This is a genomic window from Marinomonas sp. AWM4_232 (assembly GCF_056158325.1).
In genome coordinates this window covers 2137866-2155000 of record NZ_JBSWTA010000001.1, presented here as the reverse complement: position 1 = coordinate 2155000, position 17135 = coordinate 2137866, and the positions used below count along the sequence as shown (strand labels likewise).

Here is a 17135-nt window from a genome sequence, read left to right as displayed (position 1 = left end):
TTCGCAGATAAACCAGGGTCTTTCGCATCTAGCAAGTTATCGAATTCTTGCTGTGCTGATTCAGGGTTATCACGCAGTGCCTGGATACGGTAGCTTGTTTCAGACCAAGTACGCTGCCAAGTCACACGATCTTGAGAAAGCACTTGCTCACCTTGGAAAGCGAAGTTCAAGGTATCGCTATCGTTTAGTGTAGCAACCGCTGTCGCAGAAACACCCGCTGCTTGGTAAGCCGCTAGGACTGCATCCACTTCGCTGTTCGCGACTTGGATGACCGCACCCAGCTCTTCGTTGAACAACGCTGCTGCTAGAGATGCTTTATCTTTCGCTACATTTGTTAGATCAACGTCTAGACCGATGTGGCTAGCAAACGACATTTCTGTCAGCGTTGCGAATAGACCACCGTCAGAACGGTCGTGGTAAGAAAGCAACTTACCTTCCGCATTCAAGGCTTGAGTCGTATCGAAGAAGCCAGCCAGTACTGCTGCATTGTCAACGTCAGGTGTTGCGTTACTTACTTTGTTGAATACTTGAGCAAGCACCGAACCACCTAGACGATTTTGACCCGCACCAAGATCCAACAGGATCAATTGGCTGTCAGCTTTCTTAAGCTCAGGCGTTAGAGTCTTACGAACATCTTCCACTGGCGCAAACGCTGAAATCACTAGAGACAATGGTGAAGTAACGGCTTTTTCTTCGCCGTCTTCTTTCCATACCGTCTTCATAGACATAGAGTCTTTACCAACAGGGATCGCGATATCCAATGCAGGACATAACTCCATACCGACTGCTTTTACAGTTTGGTATAGCTTCTCGTCTTCACCTGCGTGACCCGCGGCCGCCATCCAGTTTGCCGATAGCTTAATGTGGTTACGTTTGGTGATTTTCGCTGCCGCAAGGTTCGTTAGCGCCTCACCCACTGCCATGCGACCAGACGCTGGCGCATTCAACAGAGCAGCAGGTGTACGCTCACCCATGGTCATTGCTTCACCAGTGTAGCTGTCTAGTGACGAAGTCGTCACGGCAACATCCGCTACAGGTACCTGCCATGGACCAACCATCTGGTCACGCGCCACCATACCTGTGATTGTACGGTCACCGATAGTGATCAAGAAGCTCTTAGACGCAACCGTTGGCAGACTAAGAACTCGTTTTGCTGCTTCAGCAAGTTCAACTTCAGAACCGTCAAAGTCATCGCCTTTAACATCGGCTTTAGTCGCTTCACGGTGCATCTTAGGTGGCTTACCAAATAGTACTGACATTGGTAGGTCAACTGGGCTGTTGTCAAAGTGTGGATCTTCCACTTCCAGGTGTAGTTCTTCTTTCGCTTCACCAACCACAGCAAACGGACAACGCTCACGCTCACAGATCGCAGCGAACTCATCAATGCGGTCAGCAGGAATTGCCATGACGTAGCGTTCTTGCGATTCGTTACACCAGATCTCTAGTGGTGACATGCCTGGTTCGTCGTTCAATACCTTACGTAGATCGAACTTACCGCCACGCTCGCCGTCTTTTACAAGCTCTGGTAGAGCATTAGATAGACCACCAGCACCCACGTCGTGGATAAAGCTGATTGGGTTCTTGTCACCAAGCTGCCAACAACGGTCGATAACTTCCTGACAACGACGCTCCATTTCTGGGTTACCACGTTGTACAGAGGCGAAATCTAGATCTTCGTTACCGTCAGAAGAGGCCATAGAAGAAGCTGCGCCGCCACCTAGACCGATCAACATAGCAGGACCACCTAGTACGACTAGTTTAGAACCTACTTGGATCTCATCTTTTTCAACGTGCTCACGACGGATGTTACCGATACCGCCGGCAAGCATGATTGGCTTGTGGTAACCGCGAACTTCGTCACCCGTTGGGCCTTTTACTTTCTGTTCGAAAGTACGGAAGTAACCGAGTAGGTTTGGTCGGCCGAATTCGTTGTTAAAAGCAGCACCACCAATAGGACCTTCGATCATGATATCCAGTGGTGTCACGATACGGCTTGGTTTGCCGTATTGGCTTTCCCATGGTTGTTCAAAACCAGGAAGTTTAAGGTCAGAAACCGTGTAACCTGTAAGACCCGCTTTTGGCTTAGCACCGATACCTGTCGCGCCTTCGTCACGGATCTCACCACCAGAACCTGTGGCTGCACCGGCAAATGGAGCAATCGCTGTCGGGTGGTTATGGGTTTCAACCTTCATCAGAATATCAATGTTCTCTTGCGAGAAATCGTATTCACGAGTTTCAGAGTTCGGGAAGAAACGACCTGCCTTGTGACCTTCCATCACCGCAGCATTATCTTTGTACGCAGACAAAGTGCCATCTGGGTTATGTTCGTGGGTGTTCTTGATCATCTTGAACAAAGAACGCTCTTGTTCTTCGCCATCGATTGTCCAAGAAGCGTTAAAGATCTTGTGACGACAGTGCTCAGAGTTTGCTTGGGCAAACATCATTAGTTCTACGTCATTTGGGTTACGACCCAATTCTTTGAATGACTCTACCAAGTAGTCAATTTCGTCTTCCGCCAAAGCCAGACCAAGTTTTTGGTTAGCTTCTACCAATGCTTCGCGGCCGCCGCCTAGCACATCCACGCTGGTCATTGGTACAGGTGTTGCGTGGCTGAACATCGTTTGTGCCGCCGCTACATCTAACAGTACGCTCTCAGTCATACGATCATGAAGCAGTGCTGCAACTTCGCCACGTTGAGCATCAGATAAGGCTTCATTTGCATGTATAAAGTACTGAACTCCACGCTCAACACGCTCAACTAGCTCAAGACCACAGTTATGCAGGATATCCGTTGCTTTAGAAGACCATGGAGAAATAGTGCCTAGACGTGGTACTACCAAAACGTAGTGATCAGATACTTGAATCGGCGCAGACTTAGCACCGTAAGTCAGCGCCTGCTCCAACACCGCTTGTTGTTCTGCAGTCAGCGCCTGACCTGACTTTAGTTCAACAAAATGTAGAAACTGAGCATCGATATCTGTGATGGATGGATACAGATCTTGTAGACCTGCTAAAAGCTTAGCTTTGCGAAACGCAGAAAGCGCTGCGGAACCATGCAGAGTCAGCATGTCGAGTTTTGCCTCATGTGGTAGTTTGGGGAAAAATTTGCGCGTATTTTAAATCATTGGGGCGTTTTGAAGCCAGCATAGTCTGCTCAATATGACGACTTTCCTTACTCAGTATCGCCAACTTGTGCTTTAGCTTGTTGTTTTAAGCGCTTTTTTTGCTCACGACGATACTGAAAAAAGTTTGAAAGCTGAGAACTGGCTTGCTCCGCTAGCACACCTCCAGATGACTCGACCTGATGATTCAGAAACGAGTGCGAGAAAAACTGCTGCTGACTTTCAACCACACCACTCTTTGGTTCAGTCGCACCATACACGACTCGAGCAATACGGCTATGCACAATAGCACCAGCGCACATAGAGCAAGGCTCTAACGTGACGTATAAGGTAGCTGCTGGCAAACGATAGTTATTGACGTTTTTACAAGCATCGCGAATTGCTTGAATTTCCGCATGGGCGGTCGGGTCACAAGTAAGAATCGGTGAATTAAAACCTTGGCCGATGATCTCACCATCCAGCACAACAATGGCACCAACGGGGATTTCGCTTTCCGCCTCAGCTTTCGCTGCTAGTTCTAGGGCTTTCGTCATCCAAAATGCATCAATCTCTGACTGAGAATGACTCGGGTCTATTGCACTGGGCATTTCAAATCTCCTACACTCAAGGAAACCATTATACAAGGAGTTTGAAGCGTGCAAACTGTAGCTGATTTAATGATCACCAATTTAGTCACTCTTAAAGAAGGCGACTCAATGGCCAAAGCCAAAGCTATGATGGCAGAAAAGAACATTAGAAACCTGCCAGTCGTTAATGATGAGGGCTCCTGCGTAGGCATGCTAACTCAAAGAGAGTACCTTAAACACGCCTTTTACTTAGTGAGCCAATTTGGTACACAACAACTGACTAAGAAAGAGGAACAAACACCTGTACGCAATGCCATGAATAAAGACATTCTGAGCATAGAGCCAAGCTTGTCATTAAAAACCGCCGCTGAATTTTTTATTGAAAATAAATATGGCAGCTTACCAGTGGTTGAAGACGGTAAACTAGTGGGCATTCTAAGCCCCGTGGACTTTGTGAAGCTTGCCCACAGCATGCTTTAAACACTTTCTTGGACACATAAAAAAACCAGCCGATGGCTGGTTTTTCTTTCTAATTCGTTAAATATCAGCGGTTGGTTTCTTCTCCAAGGTGACATCTGCAGCTTGGGTACCAAAATCCGTTTCTGTAATCGCAAAACTTACGTATTGACCCTTTTTTAACGTTTTATGCCCATCTGACAAAATCGACTTGTAATGCACAAACACATCAGGGAAATCATCGCGCTTGATAAATCCAACCCCTTTCGTGTCATTAAACCAGCGTACCTTACCGAAAAATCGTTCTGCCATTGACCACCTCTTGTTATTTTTCTGAGCCAACCACTCAGGTGACGCCAGCGCCACCTGAGTTCATTAGATTACAGCGACTCGATGCTTGCTTTTTGTTCTTCAAACTTCGCAACAACCGACTTCAAGTCTTCACACTTCGCTTTTTCTTTCTCAACAACCGCCGCCGGCGCTTTTGCTACAAAAGACTCGTTTCCAAGCTTGCCTTCAATGCGCTGAAGATCTTTACTCGCTTTATCGATTTCTTTTTGTAGACGTGCAAGCTCTGCTTCTTTGTCGATTAGGCCTGCCATAGGCACCAACACTTCCATCTCGCCTACCAACGCCGTAGCAGACATTGGCGCTTCCTCACCAGCTTCCAGCCAAGTGATCGACTCAATCTTCGCCAGCTTCTGTAAGAATGCCAAGTTAGCTTCCATGCGCGCCTTATCTTGCGCAGAGCCATTACGGAAGAAAATCTCCAATGGCTTAGATGGTGCAATATTCATCTCACCACGGATATTACGAACGCCTTCAATAACGCCTTTTAGCCATTCCACATCAGCTTCTGCTTCTACATCAATCTTAGCAGCTTCTGTTTCAGGGAACGTTTGCGTCATGACAGTTTCGCCCGTTTGACCCGCTAGCGGAGCAACACGTTGCCAGATCTCTTCTGTAATGAACGGCATCATTGGGTGTGCAAGACGAAGGAATGCCTCCAATACACGAACCAATGTACGACGAGTGCCTGCAAGCTGTGCTGGTGAGGCATTTTCATCCCAAAGCACTGGTTTCGACAGTTCTAGATACCAGTCACAGTACTCATGCCACATGAATTCATAGATAGCTTGCGCCGCCAAGTCAAAACGGTGCGTGTCGTAAGCTTTATTCACCGCATCTTCCGCATGCTGCAAGCGAGATATGATCCATTTATCCGCTAGAGACAACTCCACTTCGCCACCGTTTTGCGCACAGTCGTTGCCTTCTGTGTTCATCAATACGTAACGAGCGGCGTTCCAAATCTTGTTACAGAAGTTGCGGTAACCTTCTAAACGGTTTAAGTCGAACTTGATGTCACGACCACCTGATGCGAGCGAGCACAAAGTAAAGCGCAATGCATCAGTACCGTACGCAGGCATACCTTCTGGGTAAGCCTCACGAGTGTTTTTCTCAACTTTTTCCGCCAAGCGCGGCTGCATCATGCCGTAAGTACGTTTTGCAACCAGCGCATCTAAATCGATACCATTGATCAAATCCAATGGATCGATCACGTTACCTTTCGACTTAGACATTTTGTCGCCACGTTCATCACGGATCAGTCCGGTGATGTAAACGGTTTTAAACGGTACTTTGTTAGTGAACTTCAGGGTCATCATGATCATACGAGCAACCCAGAAGAAAATAATGTCGAAGCCTGTTACCAAAACATCCGACTCACCAAACAGGTCTAGATCTTCCGTTTGCTCCGGCCAACCTTGTGTTGCGAAAGTCCATAACGCGGAAGAGAACCAAGTGTCTAGTACGTCTTCGTCTTGAGTCAGCTCAAGGTCTGCTGCTAGGTTGTACTTAGCACGAACCGTCGCTTCGTCTTGACCTACATAGAAGTTACCTTCTGCGTCGTACCAAGCTGGGATCTGATGCCCCCACCAAAGCTGACGAGAAATACACCAGTCTTGAAGATCACGCATCCACGCAAAGTAAGTGTTTTCCCATTGCTTAGGTACGAACTGGATATCACCGTTTTCAACTGCTTCGATCGCTGGTTTAGCCAATGATTCAACCGCTACATACCATTGATTGGTTAGGTAGGGTTCAACCACTGTGTTACCACGCTCTGCACGAGGCACTTTTAGTTTGTGATCATCAATCTTCTCAAGCAGGCCTAGCTCTTCGAAGTCTTTCACGATGACTTTACGGGCATCAAAACGATCAAGGCCACGGTACTTTTCTGGGGCATCGTTGTTGATCGCAGCATCATCAGTAAAGATGTTTAGCATTGGTAGGTTATGACGCTTACCTACTTCGTAGTCATTGAAGTCGTGCGCAGGAGTGATTTTCACACAGCCAGTACCGAACTCTTTGTCTACGTATTCATCGGCAATGATCGGAATACGACGATCAACCAACGGCAATAGGATTTCTTTACCTACCAAATCAGCGTAGCGCTCATCATCTGGCGCAACCGCTACAGCAGAATCCCCTAGCATGGTTTCAGGACGCGTCGTTGCGACAACAATATAGTCTTTACCTTCCGCTGTTTTCACGCCATCCGCTAGCGGGTAACGGAAATGCCACATGAAGCCATTTTCTTCTTCAGACAATACTTCTAGGTCAGAGATCGCGGTGTGCAGTTTAGGATCCCAGTTTACAAGACGCTGACCGCGGTAAATGATGCCTTCATCGTATAAACGAACGAATACTTCTTGAACCGCGGCAGACATGCCTGGGTCCATAGTAAAGCGCTCTTTATTCCAATCAACCGAATCACCCAAGACACGCATTTGATCAGAGATAGTACCGCCTGATTGCCCCTTCCACTCCCAGACTTTCTCTAGGAATTTTTCACGGCCCAGTTCAGTACGCGTTAGATTTTGTGCTGCCAATTGACGCTCAACTACCATCTGCGTCGCGATACCCGCGTGGTCGCTACCTGGCTGCCATAATGTGCGCTTACCTTGCATACGTGCACGACGAATCATGGCATCCATCAAACTATGCTGGAACGCGTGACCCATGTGTAGGCTACCCGTGACGTTTGGCGGTGGAATCATGATAGAAAATGGCGTGCCAGTACCGCTTGGGGCGAAATAGTTTTGATCTTCCCAGCGCTGGTAAATTGGCTGTTCGATACTTTGAGGTTGGTAAGTCTTTTCCATTATGGTGTCTTAAAGCTCTTGGATGGCAAAAATAAAGTTGTGGGAATTATAACGCTTACATGGCGAGCGAGAAAGCCGCCAATACATTAAGAATGTTTGTCTCGCTCAATTTCCTGCAAGACCTCAGTCACTAGGTCTGGTAAACGTTTCTCTAGTACACGCTGTATCGCTAGGGCGACCAGTGATTGATCTGTATATGAAGTCTCTTTTTCTGATATCTGTACGACACTGTGTTCATCGGATGCCTTGCTCAATGTTCCGTTAGATGACTCCTCAGCAAGGAATTCCTTAAGGGTCGCTTCCAATGGCTCAACAACGTCCGTAATGGCTTCAACGGGTGTCTCAACACTATCCGGTAAAGCAACATCCTGCTCCTCGTAAGCAAGGGAGTTTTTCAAGTGAGCTTCTTGGCTTACTGATACAACCGACACTTCATCGTCATCTTCTCCAACAATATCCATCAGGATAGGAATATCATCTTTATTACGAAGCGCAGCCGTCAGAACCGTTTCATCAGGTTCCGACAAGTACATTTGAGCATCAGAAAGCACATCAGACATAGAAAACCACAAATAACGTATGCAAAGAGTACGCGAGATACCCCAGCTAGGTTGTACTTAAAAGTTCAGCATTAAAGTTGTACAACTTTCGCACTGCCAACCCAAAAAGTCCACCCTACTTAAGCATGATCTCACACACCTATACCCACCATACTATTCGCAATAGGTACAGGCCTGCTTATTTTTGCTGGCGCCGCCGAACTCTTTACCGCAAAAATTAAAAAGCCCCAGCTGTTTCCACAACTGGGGCCAGTGTATTCGCTTGGAATAAAGCCGTTTAGTGCGCTTTATTTAACAAGTATTGTGTCAGTAGACCCACCGGACGACCACTCGCACCTTTTGCAGCACCACCAGTCCATGCCGTACCCGCAATGTCTAAATGCGCCCAAGGGTAACTTTCCGTAAAGCGAGACAAGAAACATGCTGCCGTTACCGAGCCGGCCTCAGGACCGCCAATGTTGCCCATATCCGCAAAGTTACTGTCTAACTGCTGCTGGTACTCTTCATCTAACGGCATTTGCCATAGTTTATCGGCAGCATCTTTACCAGCTGCTTTTAAGGCATCCGCTACTTCTTGTTTGTTGGCATACATACCCGTATTCACACTACCAAGCGCCACAATACATGCACCGGTTAGGGTTGCGATATCCACAACAGATTGAGGCTTAAAGCGCTCAATGTACGTTAGCGCATCACATAACACCAAACGGCCTTCAGCATCTGTGTTTAATACTTCAACCGTCTTACCTGACATAGTTTTCACAATGTCGCCTGGTTTCGTTGCACGACCACTTGGCATGTTCTCAGCCGCAGCAATCACAGCCGTGAAGTTCAATGCAGGCTTAAGCTCACAGATAGCCTTCATCGTACCAAACACACTTGCCGCACCGCACATGTCGTACTTCATTTCATCCATTTTCGCGCCTGGCTTCAATGAAATACCACCTGTATCAAAGGTAATACCTTTGCCCAGCAATACATGCGGCGCTTCGTCTTCTTTACCGCCACGGTAATGCATGACGATTAGGTAACTTGGCTGATCGCTACCTCGACCGACAGACAGTAGACAGTGCATGCCCAGCTCGTCCATTTTGGTTTCGTCTAGCAATTCGATCTCGATGTCGTAGTCTTCACCTAACTGCTGAGCTTTTGAAGCAAGGTAAGCTGGCGTACAAACGTTGCCTGGCAAATTACCTAACTGGCGAGTAAATGCAGAACCCGCAGCCGTCGCTACACCTACTTTAAGTGCATCTTCATTGGCGCCTTCGATTAGCAACGTTTCAACTTTATTAACTTTCTCGGCATCAGATTTCTTGAAGCCTAAGAACTCATAGAATGCTTCGTTCAGCCATTGAGCAAGGAGCGTTACTACATTGTCAGCACTGCGTTCTTTTACAGTCAGAGCACTTGCTGCAACCGCAACGGTCGCATACGGTAGCGACTTAATTTGACTACCAACCGCTGCTGCCACTTTTTTAACATTCATGTCAGACAGTGCATCTTTACCCGTTCCAACCAATAATAACGATGGTTGACCTTCTACAACACTTGGCAATAGAAGCGTTTGAGCAACTGAACCTTTGAAAACGCTTTGTTCGCGTAGCGCGGTAATTTGACCATTAACTTTTTCATCCGCTTGAGCCGTTGCTGCAGGCAATGCACCTTCGCTTGGAACAAAAACCACGAGCAGGTCAGCTTGCACATCAGCAACATTGTTGAACAATTCTGTTTTCATATTTCCCATCCAATTCAATAATCTTTCTAAAATACTGGCTACCTACGGCAACTATCGAGATAATACTGGCCGTTTAATTTTTAGTAGCGATCACCTGAAGTCACGCTAGAACTCCAGTAGAGGTTCCTTTGAAACTATTCAGATACTTGGCTAAAGAAGTGTTGGTGTCAACCGCAGCAGTGACCCTCATCTTACTTCTTGTCATTTTAAGTGGACGCATATTTAACTATTTAGGTCGCGTCGCCGAAGGCCGAATGAGCTTCGACTTCCTTTTCATCTTGCTAGGGCTACATGTCCCTAGCTTTATACAAGTCATTTTACCCTTAGCCTTTTTCCTGTCGCTATTATTAGCATATGGACGTTTATACATTGAGAATGAAATGTCCATTTTGTTTGCCAGCGGCATCAGCAAAATCAAATTAGCAGGATACACTCTAGGAATCGCATTTTTTATTACAATGCTATCCGCCGCGATCAACTTTTGGATCTCACCTGCGTTTGAGTATAAGGCTCAAGAAATCACTCAAGAACAAGACAAGCTCACAGCATTCGATTTTCTGCAAGCAGGCAAGTTTGAAGGGCGTGGACAAAAAGCCACTTATGTAGAGCAGTTCACCGCAGACGAAGGTTGGATGGAGAATCTTTTTATCTCCGATATTTCAACCAACGCCAATCAACAAATACCAACGCAAACGCTTGCCCGTTATGGTGAGTTAGTCCGCTTTCCTGAACACGACGGCCTGCAATACCTAGTGCTAAAACAAGGCGTACGCTATGAAGGTAAACCTGGCACTGGCAATTATCGTGTTACAACCTTTGATACCTATGCCATTCGTATCGAAGACTCTCCCGCAGGAGAAATTACCGATGAGAAAGCACAACCCACTTTGGCGCTACTAAACTCTAATGACCCCAAACTGATCGCCGAACTTCACTGGCGCATTGGCCTCGTTGTGATCGTCCCAATCCTGGCAATCATTGGCTTATCGCTGAGCCAAGTTAACCCGCGACAGGGGCGATTCTTTAAAATGCTTCCCGCCATCATCTTGCTGATCACCTATTTAGGCCTACTTATTTGGGGACGCACAGCACTGGAGAAACAAATCATCCCCCTACAATATGGCATGTGGTGGGTACACGGTTTATTTGGTTTGATCGCGCTTTATACCTTTATGATGTTTAACCAAATATTTTCTCGCAAAGCCGCCAAGTTGCCTGCTACAAACGGAGGGTCCCATGCGTAAGTTAGATCGCTATGTTGGCCAGAGTGTTTTCCTAGCCGTTTGCTTGGTAGCGTTTGTATTACTTGGATTAGACTTTGCCATCACGTTCATCGAAGAAGTCAAAAAGGTCAACGAGCAATACACGGCCACAACACTCATACAAGTATTAGGACTCCAAATACCAGGCAAGCTCGCCGAGTATCTCCCCGTATCATCGCTTATTGGAACACTTATTGGCTTGGGCGCATTGGCTTCGACCTCTGAAATCACAATCATGCGAGCAGCAGGCATCCCGCTTTGGCGCATTGGTTATTCAGCTTGTAAGCCTGTACTAGCCCTTGCCATTGTCGGATTGCTGGTTGCTGAATACGTTTCCCCTATTGCTGAACAAAAAGCCAACCTAGTGGACAAACTGCAGGTCGGGGTTAATAACGATTTCGCGATTACAGGTGGCAGCTGGTTAAAAGCAAATGGCGATTACGTCTACATTGATGCTGCAGATCGAGATGGCAACCTTTACAACATCACGATTTATGACCGAGAGAACGACCAGCTACAAGCCATTAGAACAGCAAAACGTGCTACCCAAGAAACGGACAACCTTTGGACGTTACATAATATTTCCAGCTCAACGTTTACGGAAAGTCAGGTCCTCATCAGCCATGATAAGACACTTGAGTGGCAGTCATCGCTTAAGGCGGATTTCTTGTACTTATCCACTCAAAAACCCGATAGCCTATCTTTATCACAGCTTTATCAATACTCCAGCTTTTTGAAGGAACAGGGATTAAATGCAGGAGAATATGAGCTGGCATTCTGGAGTAAAGTGTTCCGCCCACTGTCGTCTTTAGCGTTAGTGATTGTAGCGATCTCCACTATTTTTGGACCACTACGCTCATCAACCATGGGCGGTAGAATTTTCTCAGGCGTTCTAATTGGTCTTGCTTTCCAGAATACACTTTACATCATGGGGCGACTCAGCCTAGTCAGCTCATTGCCGCCACTAATAGGCATCTCTCTACCCATCCTAGTGTGCTTTGTAGTGGGACTGTATTTACTCAAGCGCCGCCACTAAAACAGACAGATCAAAGAAAACAGCGAGATCTATGGCAGATCTCGTTGTTTGTGGTCAATAAACTCTAAGTGCGTTTGAGAAAGCTTGTCGTGCCAAGTCTGATGATTCTTATCGATAAAGGCCCACAAAAAACCTAACCCGAAACACGACCAAGACACCATCGCAAACACGTAGCGAGCCGTTGCTTGACGCATTGTAATCGGCGTGCCATTTTCTTGTACCACACGGAACTTCCAAACTTGCATCCCCAACGTTTGACCAGGGTAACGCCAGAATTTCACAAAGAAGCCCCAAGCGATTAACAGCAACAGCCAGAACAACCAGAAGCCTTCCACTGCTTCACCGTCATTCGCCATTACAGCGACCCAGCCAACCACAAAATACAGGGCAATCAATAAAAGAGAGTCGTAAAAGGCTGCCGCCAAGCGACGCCATAAGTGAACTTTGCGCATTATGTCTCTTCACTCTTACATGCTAAACGATATAGCAAACTATAATGCAGAGTAATAATGCGCATTTGAAGCGGCTTTTAAAAAACCTCAGAAGAACACGATTAAGGTCAATAAATTGGCTTACGCTTGAATAAAACGTTTTATTCGTTCCAATGCTTGCTCAATACGCTCACAGTCGCAGGTATAAGCAAATCGGACGTATTTGTGGGCATCTTTCATGCCAAAATCTGCACCTGGCGTTAATGCTACAAACTCCTTTTGCAACAAGTCCAAACACCACTGCATGGCATCGGACGTGATACTCGACACATCTACGTAGACATAAAAAGCCCCTTGCGGTGCCGAAGCAATAGGCAGACCTAATGACTGTAACCCCTTCATCAAGGTTACTCGTCGCTTAGCTAGAGTTTGACGTCGCGCTTCACACTCCTCTAACACATCCGGCTGAAAAGCGCGTAAAGCAGCATACTGTGCTACCGATGAAGCGGAGATAAATAAGTTCTGCGCTAATTTAGTCGCCCCCTCAATCGCCCACTCAGGCACCACAATCCATCCTAAGCGCCAGCCAGTCATGGCGAAGTATTTTGAAAAGCTGTTCACCACAAAAATGTCGTCGCTAATACTTAACGCCGTAAAATCTTCACCGTCAAATACCAAGCCCTGATAAATCTCATCCACTAATAAATGGCCACCTTGCTGCTGCACGATGTCCCACGCTTTAGCAACATAACCGGGTGATAACACAGAACCAGTTGGGTTGGCAGGCGATGCTAGCCATAACCCAGTGGTCTGCTCGCGCCATTGTGCAGCAAGCGAGTCTAAATCAATTTCAAAGTTATTTACGCTAGTACATTCAAGCATGCGCGCTTTCGCACCCACTTGTAATAAGAAGTGGCGATTGCATGGATAACATGGATCTGGCATCAATACCTCAGAACCAACCTCTGCCATCAATGAACTGAGTAATAACAGAGCCCCTGAGGCACCAGGCGTCACAATAATGCGCTCAGGCGCGACATTGACCTGATAGCGCTGTTGATAAAACTCACTGATCGCATGACGCAACTCTGGCAGCCCTGTCGCAGCGGTATAACCCGTTTTACCAGCACTAATGGCAGCTTTGCCCGCCTCATTAACAGCCTCTGGCGCTGAGAAGTCAGGTTCCCCTACTTCTAAATGAATCACATCTTCACCAGCGGCCTGTAATTGTTTCGCCCGAGCCATTACCGCCATCACCTGAAATGGCGCGATTTGCTCGACGCGTTTTGCTAATCTCTGCATACTCATTCACTAATTTCGTTAAACATGCTTGGAAAAGAATCGACTTTTTGCGCAAAAAATGTGGTTCTGCCGCAAATTATCTGATAAGTTTCCGCCCGAAAAATTAAACCACCTTAATTTAATGTAAACAGGTTACCACAAGGAACACCTGGGAAGTGAGGCAAGACTATGCCAAGTAAAAACCCTGAATCATTGATGAAAGACTTTACTCCTTACGTTGCGGCGGAAGGGGAAGAGTACATGAACGAAAATCAATTGGCGCATTTTAAAAGCATCCTTCTCAACTGGAAGCAAAACCTAATGGAAGAGGTTGATCGTACGGTACACAACTTACAAGAAGAAGCTGTGAATTATGCCGACCCGAACGATCGTGCCAGTCAAGAAGAAGAGTTCAGCCTAGAGCTTCGTGCTCGTGACCGTGAACGTAAATTGGTTAAAAAAATCAACCAAACCATCGAACGCATCAACGAAGACGACTACGGCTTTTGTGATGAATGCGGTATCGAGATCGGCATTCGCCGCCTTGAGGCGCGCCCAACGGCGACCATGTGTATCGACTGCAAAACACTAGCAGAGATTAAAGAGAAGCAAGTCGGCAATTAAGACATGCCTAATGCTTATCGAGGCCGGTTTGCCCCTTCGCCAACCGGTCCGCTTCATTTCGGCTCGTTACTGAGCGCCGTTGCGAGTTATCTCGATGCTCGCCAACAGCAAGGTACATGGTTAATCCGCATCGAAGATGTTGACGGCTCGCGCTGCTCAACTGACAACCAACACGCCATTATTGAAACCCTACACAGCTACGAGCTTTTCTCAGACGAAACCATTCTCATTCAGTCTGATCGTTACGACTTATATCAGCATTACTTAGAAGCACTAATAACGAAGAATTTAGTGTATCCATGCCAATGTACACGAGCCTCACTTAAAAGCACTCAAGGACTGCACCCCAAACGCTGCGACAGCGATGCTCTGCAACCTCATTCTTGGCGTGCTCAATGTGATATTGGGATATTTGAGTTCACAGACCCCATTCAAGGGCCGCAACACTTCGATGTCAGCCAACCACTAAACCACCCTGTATTAAAGCGTAAGGATGATTATTTCTCCTACCAACTGGCTGTGGTAGTGGATGATCACGTACAAAACATCAGTGATATTGTTCGTGGTGCGGACTTATTAGAAACCACCGGACAGCAGCTTTGGCTGTATCAACAATTTGACTGGCAATCACCTAGGCTTTGCCATCTACCATTAATCATTAATGAGAACGGCGATAAGATCAGCAAACAAAATCACGCCAAAGCGATACCCAATGCTGAGCCTAAAGTGCTGAGCAGTGTGCTGCATTATTTAGGTTTCAAAGATATTCCAAGCGACTACTCTATCGCTCAATTACTGGTTTGGGCGACCGAGCGCTGGTCGCGTCAACAATTAACGCAAGCCAACCTCTCTTTGTCAGAAAACGATCAAGCCCTAATACGCTAATCGACACTCGCGCTACCACCCATTATGGGTATAATCGTTACATCAAGTTACAAGGGGTGACACGATGTATCATGTAATGGTGATTTGTAGCGAATATTCACCGCTAAAAGAGGTCGATCGCTGGTTAAGCAGAAACGGCTTTCACGTCAACATTAGCCAATCAATTGAGCAGGCCAGCAAGTACTACGAATTAGAGGACTTTGAGCTTCTTCTAGTCGACGCCGATGCTTTGACTGATGACGCACTGGAGATCATTCAACCTTATACATTCATCGTATTTGACCAACGCCCCAGTTTAAATGCAGCAGTAGAGTACATGGCAAAAGGGGCTCACTACTTTATTCCGCTACCAACCGACCCAGATACGGTTCTTGCACAAGTTATCGAGGCCCTTGAAAAGCCCAAATCAAACAATGCGACGGTTAGCAAAACAGTAGAGCCAGAAATCAGTCTATTTGGCAACCAAGTGACTGAGCCCAAAACACCACCATTAGGCACTCCTGAAAGCGGCATTATTGGCAACAGCCCAGCCATGCACACCCTATTCGATGAGCTTTTAAAAGTGGCCAAGACCGATGCCACCGTTCTCATTCACGGAGAATCCGGTACAGGTAAAGAGTTGGTCGCCAAATCCATTCACAATTTATCAAAACGCAAAGATCATGCGCTCATCAGTGTTAACTGTGCCGCTATCCCTGAAAATCTAATAGAGTCAGAGCTGTTTGGTCACGAGAAAGGTGCTTTTACCGGTGCCGTCTCCGCTCGTGATGGCCTCATCGTAGCCGCCGATCACGGTACTCTTTTCCTTGATGAAATTGGAGAATTACCACTTGAAGCCCAAGCGCGCTTACTTAGGGTATTACAGGAGGGTGAAATTCGCAGAGTTGGCGCGGTCACCTCAACTAAAGTCAACATCCGACTGGTCACTGCCACTCACAGAAATCTATTGCAAATGGTTCAGAATGGGATGTTTCGTGAAGACCTTTATTACCGATTGTATGTAATGGAACTCAGCGTGCCTCCGTTGCGAGAGCGTGGTGATGACATTCCCTTGATTGCTAAAACTCTTTTGGAGAAGGCTTGTAAAAAGCATGACAAGCCCATACCTCATTACAATAAGGCCTTCGATGCAGCCATCCGCGAACACTCATGGCCAGGCAATGTACGAGAGCTAGAGAACGCTTTAGAACGAGCCGTTATTTTAAGCCCTGAAGGCAAGCTCGAAGCGCATAACTTAAAATTAAAACGCAATGAGCGTCATCAGGCCGCAACAAAAAGCACACATAATACGACCGCTCAAGCCACTTCCTCCCCTTTTGCAATTGAGGGCACCACGCTAGACGACTACTTCAAGCATTTTGTATTGACGCACCAACATAACATGACTGAAACCCAGCTTGCACAGTCGCTGGGCATTTCTAGAAAAAGCCTTTGGGAAAGGCGCCAAAAACTTGGCGTGCCCAGAAAAGTAACAGAACAAAAGTAACAAATGTTACTAAAGCACCCAAAAAATTATCGCAAAATCGTAAAAAAAGTGCACAACATTTTCAAAAAATCCTTACTTTTCAGCACATTGAAAAAATTGGCACAACTAATGCCTTATAATAGACACAACGATAACAAGATTGACGATAATAAAAATAAGTTGATCATTGTGTAACGTTCCTAAAACAAAAATAAAACAAAGGAACACCGCAGCCTCTTCAAATAAAAATAAAAATTTGAGGCTGTGGATGGAAAATCGCTTTGGATAATTGATTTTTTTAGATATGCCAGCCGCAAGGCAATGAAAACAATGCAATAATAAAAATAAAACTTGAGTAGAACTGCAGAAGCAGCACGAACTTTGTTTTCGGAACTAGTATCTTCATGTATCCAAAGCGATTATTTTATTTTCGCCTCTCTAGCTATTCTTTTCTACTATCTCTATTTCTTGTTTCAGTCTGAATTTTTAAACCGTGTATCTTCTACCCTTTGCCGTGTAGAATAACCAAACCCATCAATTATTGAATT

Annotated in this window: 14 protein-coding genes (1 of these 14 only partly in view); 6 read left to right on the top strand and 8 right to left on the bottom strand. The window is 46.3% G+C overall.

From position 1 onward, the window contains the following. Both purL and tadA read right to left on the bottom strand, forming a co-directional pair. On the bottom strand, nt 1-3068 hold the 5' portion of the coding sequence (gene purL / locus ACXAC1_RS10230; RefSeq protein WP_475061401.1) for a phosphoribosylformylglycinamidine synthase. 829 nt of this gene lie to the left of the window's left edge; 3068 of the gene's 3897 nt are visible here — the first part of the coding sequence; it begins with the start codon at nt 3066-3068; the stop codon falls past the left edge of the window. 104 nt (nt 3069-3172) lie between these two features. Further along, the gene (tadA, locus tag ACXAC1_RS10225; RefSeq protein WP_475061400.1) at nt 3173-3709 is read right to left on the bottom strand and encodes a tRNA adenosine(34) deaminase TadA; all 537 of its coding nucleotides are present in this window, start codon (nt 3707-3709) and stop codon (nt 3173-3175) included. 48 nt (nt 3710-3757) lie between these two features. Here tadA and ACXAC1_RS10220 point away from each other — a divergent pair, with 48 nt between their 5' ends. Continuing rightward, on the top strand, nt 3758-4168 hold the full coding sequence (locus ACXAC1_RS10220) for a CBS domain-containing protein (protein ID WP_475061399.1): 411 nt from the start codon (nt 3758-3760) through the stop codon (nt 4166-4168). Between the two features lie 57 nt (nt 4169-4225). On the opposite strand, the gene ACXAC1_RS10215 is transcribed toward ACXAC1_RS10220, so the two are convergent. The 4 genes from ACXAC1_RS10215 to ACXAC1_RS10200 form a co-directional block, all read right to left on the bottom strand. Next, nucleotides 4226-4456 (bottom strand): cold-shock protein, encoded by a 231-nt coding sequence (locus ACXAC1_RS10215; RefSeq protein WP_133564331.1) that lies wholly within the window; start codon nt 4454-4456, stop codon nt 4226-4228. A 68-nt stretch (nt 4457-4524) separates the two neighbouring features. Next, entirely contained in the window at nt 4525-7308 is a 2784-nt protein-coding gene (locus tag ACXAC1_RS10210) for a valine--tRNA ligase (RefSeq protein WP_475061398.1), read from the bottom strand. An 86-nt stretch (nt 7309-7394) separates the two neighbouring features. Then, complete coding sequence (locus tag ACXAC1_RS10205; RefSeq protein ID WP_475061397.1) at nt 7395-7868, bottom strand: hypothetical protein; 474 nt, start codon at nt 7866-7868, stop codon at nt 7395-7397. A gap of 277 nt (nt 7869-8145) precedes the next feature. Beyond that, the gene (locus tag ACXAC1_RS10200; protein ID WP_475061396.1) at nt 8146-9603 is read right to left on the bottom strand and encodes a leucyl aminopeptidase; all 1458 of its coding nucleotides are present in this window, start codon (nt 9601-9603) and stop codon (nt 8146-8148) included. A 128-nt stretch (nt 9604-9731) separates the two neighbouring features. On the opposite strand from ACXAC1_RS10200, the gene lptF reads away from it, so the two are divergent. Together lptF and lptG are read left to right on the top strand one after the other, a co-directional pair. After that, nucleotides 9732-10847 (top strand): LPS export ABC transporter permease LptF, encoded by a 1116-nt coding sequence (gene lptF, locus ACXAC1_RS10195; RefSeq protein WP_475061395.1) that lies wholly within the window; start codon nt 9732-9734, stop codon nt 10845-10847. Further along, the gene (gene lptG / locus ACXAC1_RS10190) at nt 10840-11901 is read left to right on the top strand and encodes an LPS export ABC transporter permease LptG (RefSeq protein WP_475061394.1); all 1062 of its coding nucleotides are present in this window, start codon (nt 10840-10842) and stop codon (nt 11899-11901) included. Before lptF ends, lptG begins: the two co-directional genes overlap by 8 nt. Nucleotides 11902-11930: 29 nt before the next feature. On the opposite strand, the gene ACXAC1_RS10185 is transcribed toward lptG, so the two are convergent. Beyond that, complete coding sequence (locus tag ACXAC1_RS10185) at nt 11931-12353, bottom strand: RDD family protein (RefSeq protein WP_475061393.1); 423 nt, start codon at nt 12351-12353, stop codon at nt 11931-11933. Between the two features lie 120 nt (nt 12354-12473). Beyond that, nucleotides 12474-13640, bottom strand: coding sequence for an aminotransferase class I/II-fold pyridoxal phosphate-dependent enzyme (locus tag ACXAC1_RS10180; protein WP_475061392.1), 1167 nt, complete (start codon nt 13638-13640; stop codon nt 12474-12476). A gap of 162 nt (nt 13641-13802) precedes the next feature. On the opposite strand from ACXAC1_RS10180, the gene dksA reads away from it, so the two are divergent. From dksA to ACXAC1_RS10165, 3 genes are all read left to right on the top strand, one after another. Beyond that, the gene (dksA, locus tag ACXAC1_RS10175; protein WP_475061391.1) at nt 13803-14237 is read left to right on the top strand and encodes an RNA polymerase-binding protein DksA; all 435 of its coding nucleotides are present in this window, start codon (nt 13803-13805) and stop codon (nt 14235-14237) included. 3 nt (nt 14238-14240) lie between these two features. Beyond that, nucleotides 14241-15122, top strand: a complete 882-nt coding sequence (gene gluQRS / locus ACXAC1_RS10170) for a tRNA glutamyl-Q(34) synthetase GluQRS (RefSeq protein WP_475061390.1) — start codon at nt 14241-14243, stop codon at nt 15120-15122. A 64-nt stretch (nt 15123-15186) separates the two neighbouring features. Beyond that, a complete protein-coding gene (locus tag ACXAC1_RS10165; protein WP_475061389.1) occupies nt 15187-16608 on the top strand; it encodes a sigma 54-interacting transcriptional regulator in 1422 nt (473 codons plus the stop codon). Nucleotides 16609-17135: the final 527 nt, after the last annotated feature.

Excerpts from the sequence above, each read along its gene's own strand:
- tadA (WP_475061400.1), bottom strand. The coding sequence starts at position 3,709 with ATGCCCAGTGCAATAGACCCGAGTCATTCTCAGTCAGAGATTGATGCA.
- ACXAC1_RS10215 (WP_133564331.1), bottom strand. The coding sequence starts at position 4,456 with ATGGCAGAACGATTTTTCGGTAAGGTACGCTGGTTTAATGACACGAAA.
- ACXAC1_RS10210 (WP_475061398.1), bottom strand. The coding sequence starts at position 7,308 with ATGGAAAAGACTTACCAACCTCAAAGTATCGAACAGCCAATTTACCAG.
- ACXAC1_RS10205 (WP_475061397.1), bottom strand. The coding sequence starts at position 7,868 with ATGTCTGATGTGCTTTCTGATGCTCAAATGTACTTGTCGGAACCTGAT.
- ACXAC1_RS10200 (WP_475061396.1), bottom strand. The coding sequence starts at position 9,603 with ATGAAAACAGAATTGTTCAACAATGTTGCTGATGTGCAAGCTGACCTG.
- lptG (WP_475061394.1), top strand. The coding sequence starts at position 10,840 with ATGCGTAAGTTAGATCGCTATGTTGGCCAGAGTGTTTTCCTAGCCGTT.
- ACXAC1_RS10185 (WP_475061393.1), bottom strand. The coding sequence starts at position 12,353 with ATGCGCAAAGTTCACTTATGGCGTCGCTTGGCGGCAGCCTTTTACGAC.
- ACXAC1_RS10180 (WP_475061392.1), bottom strand. The coding sequence starts at position 13,640 with ATGAGTATGCAGAGATTAGCAAAACGCGTCGAGCAAATCGCGCCATTT.
- dksA (WP_475061391.1), top strand. The coding sequence starts at position 13,803 with ATGCCAAGTAAAAACCCTGAATCATTGATGAAAGACTTTACTCCTTAC.
- gluQRS (WP_475061390.1), top strand. The coding sequence starts at position 14,241 with ATGCCTAATGCTTATCGAGGCCGGTTTGCCCCTTCGCCAACCGGTCCG.
- ACXAC1_RS10165 (WP_475061389.1), top strand. The coding sequence starts at position 15,187 with ATGTATCATGTAATGGTGATTTGTAGCGAATATTCACCGCTAAAAGAG.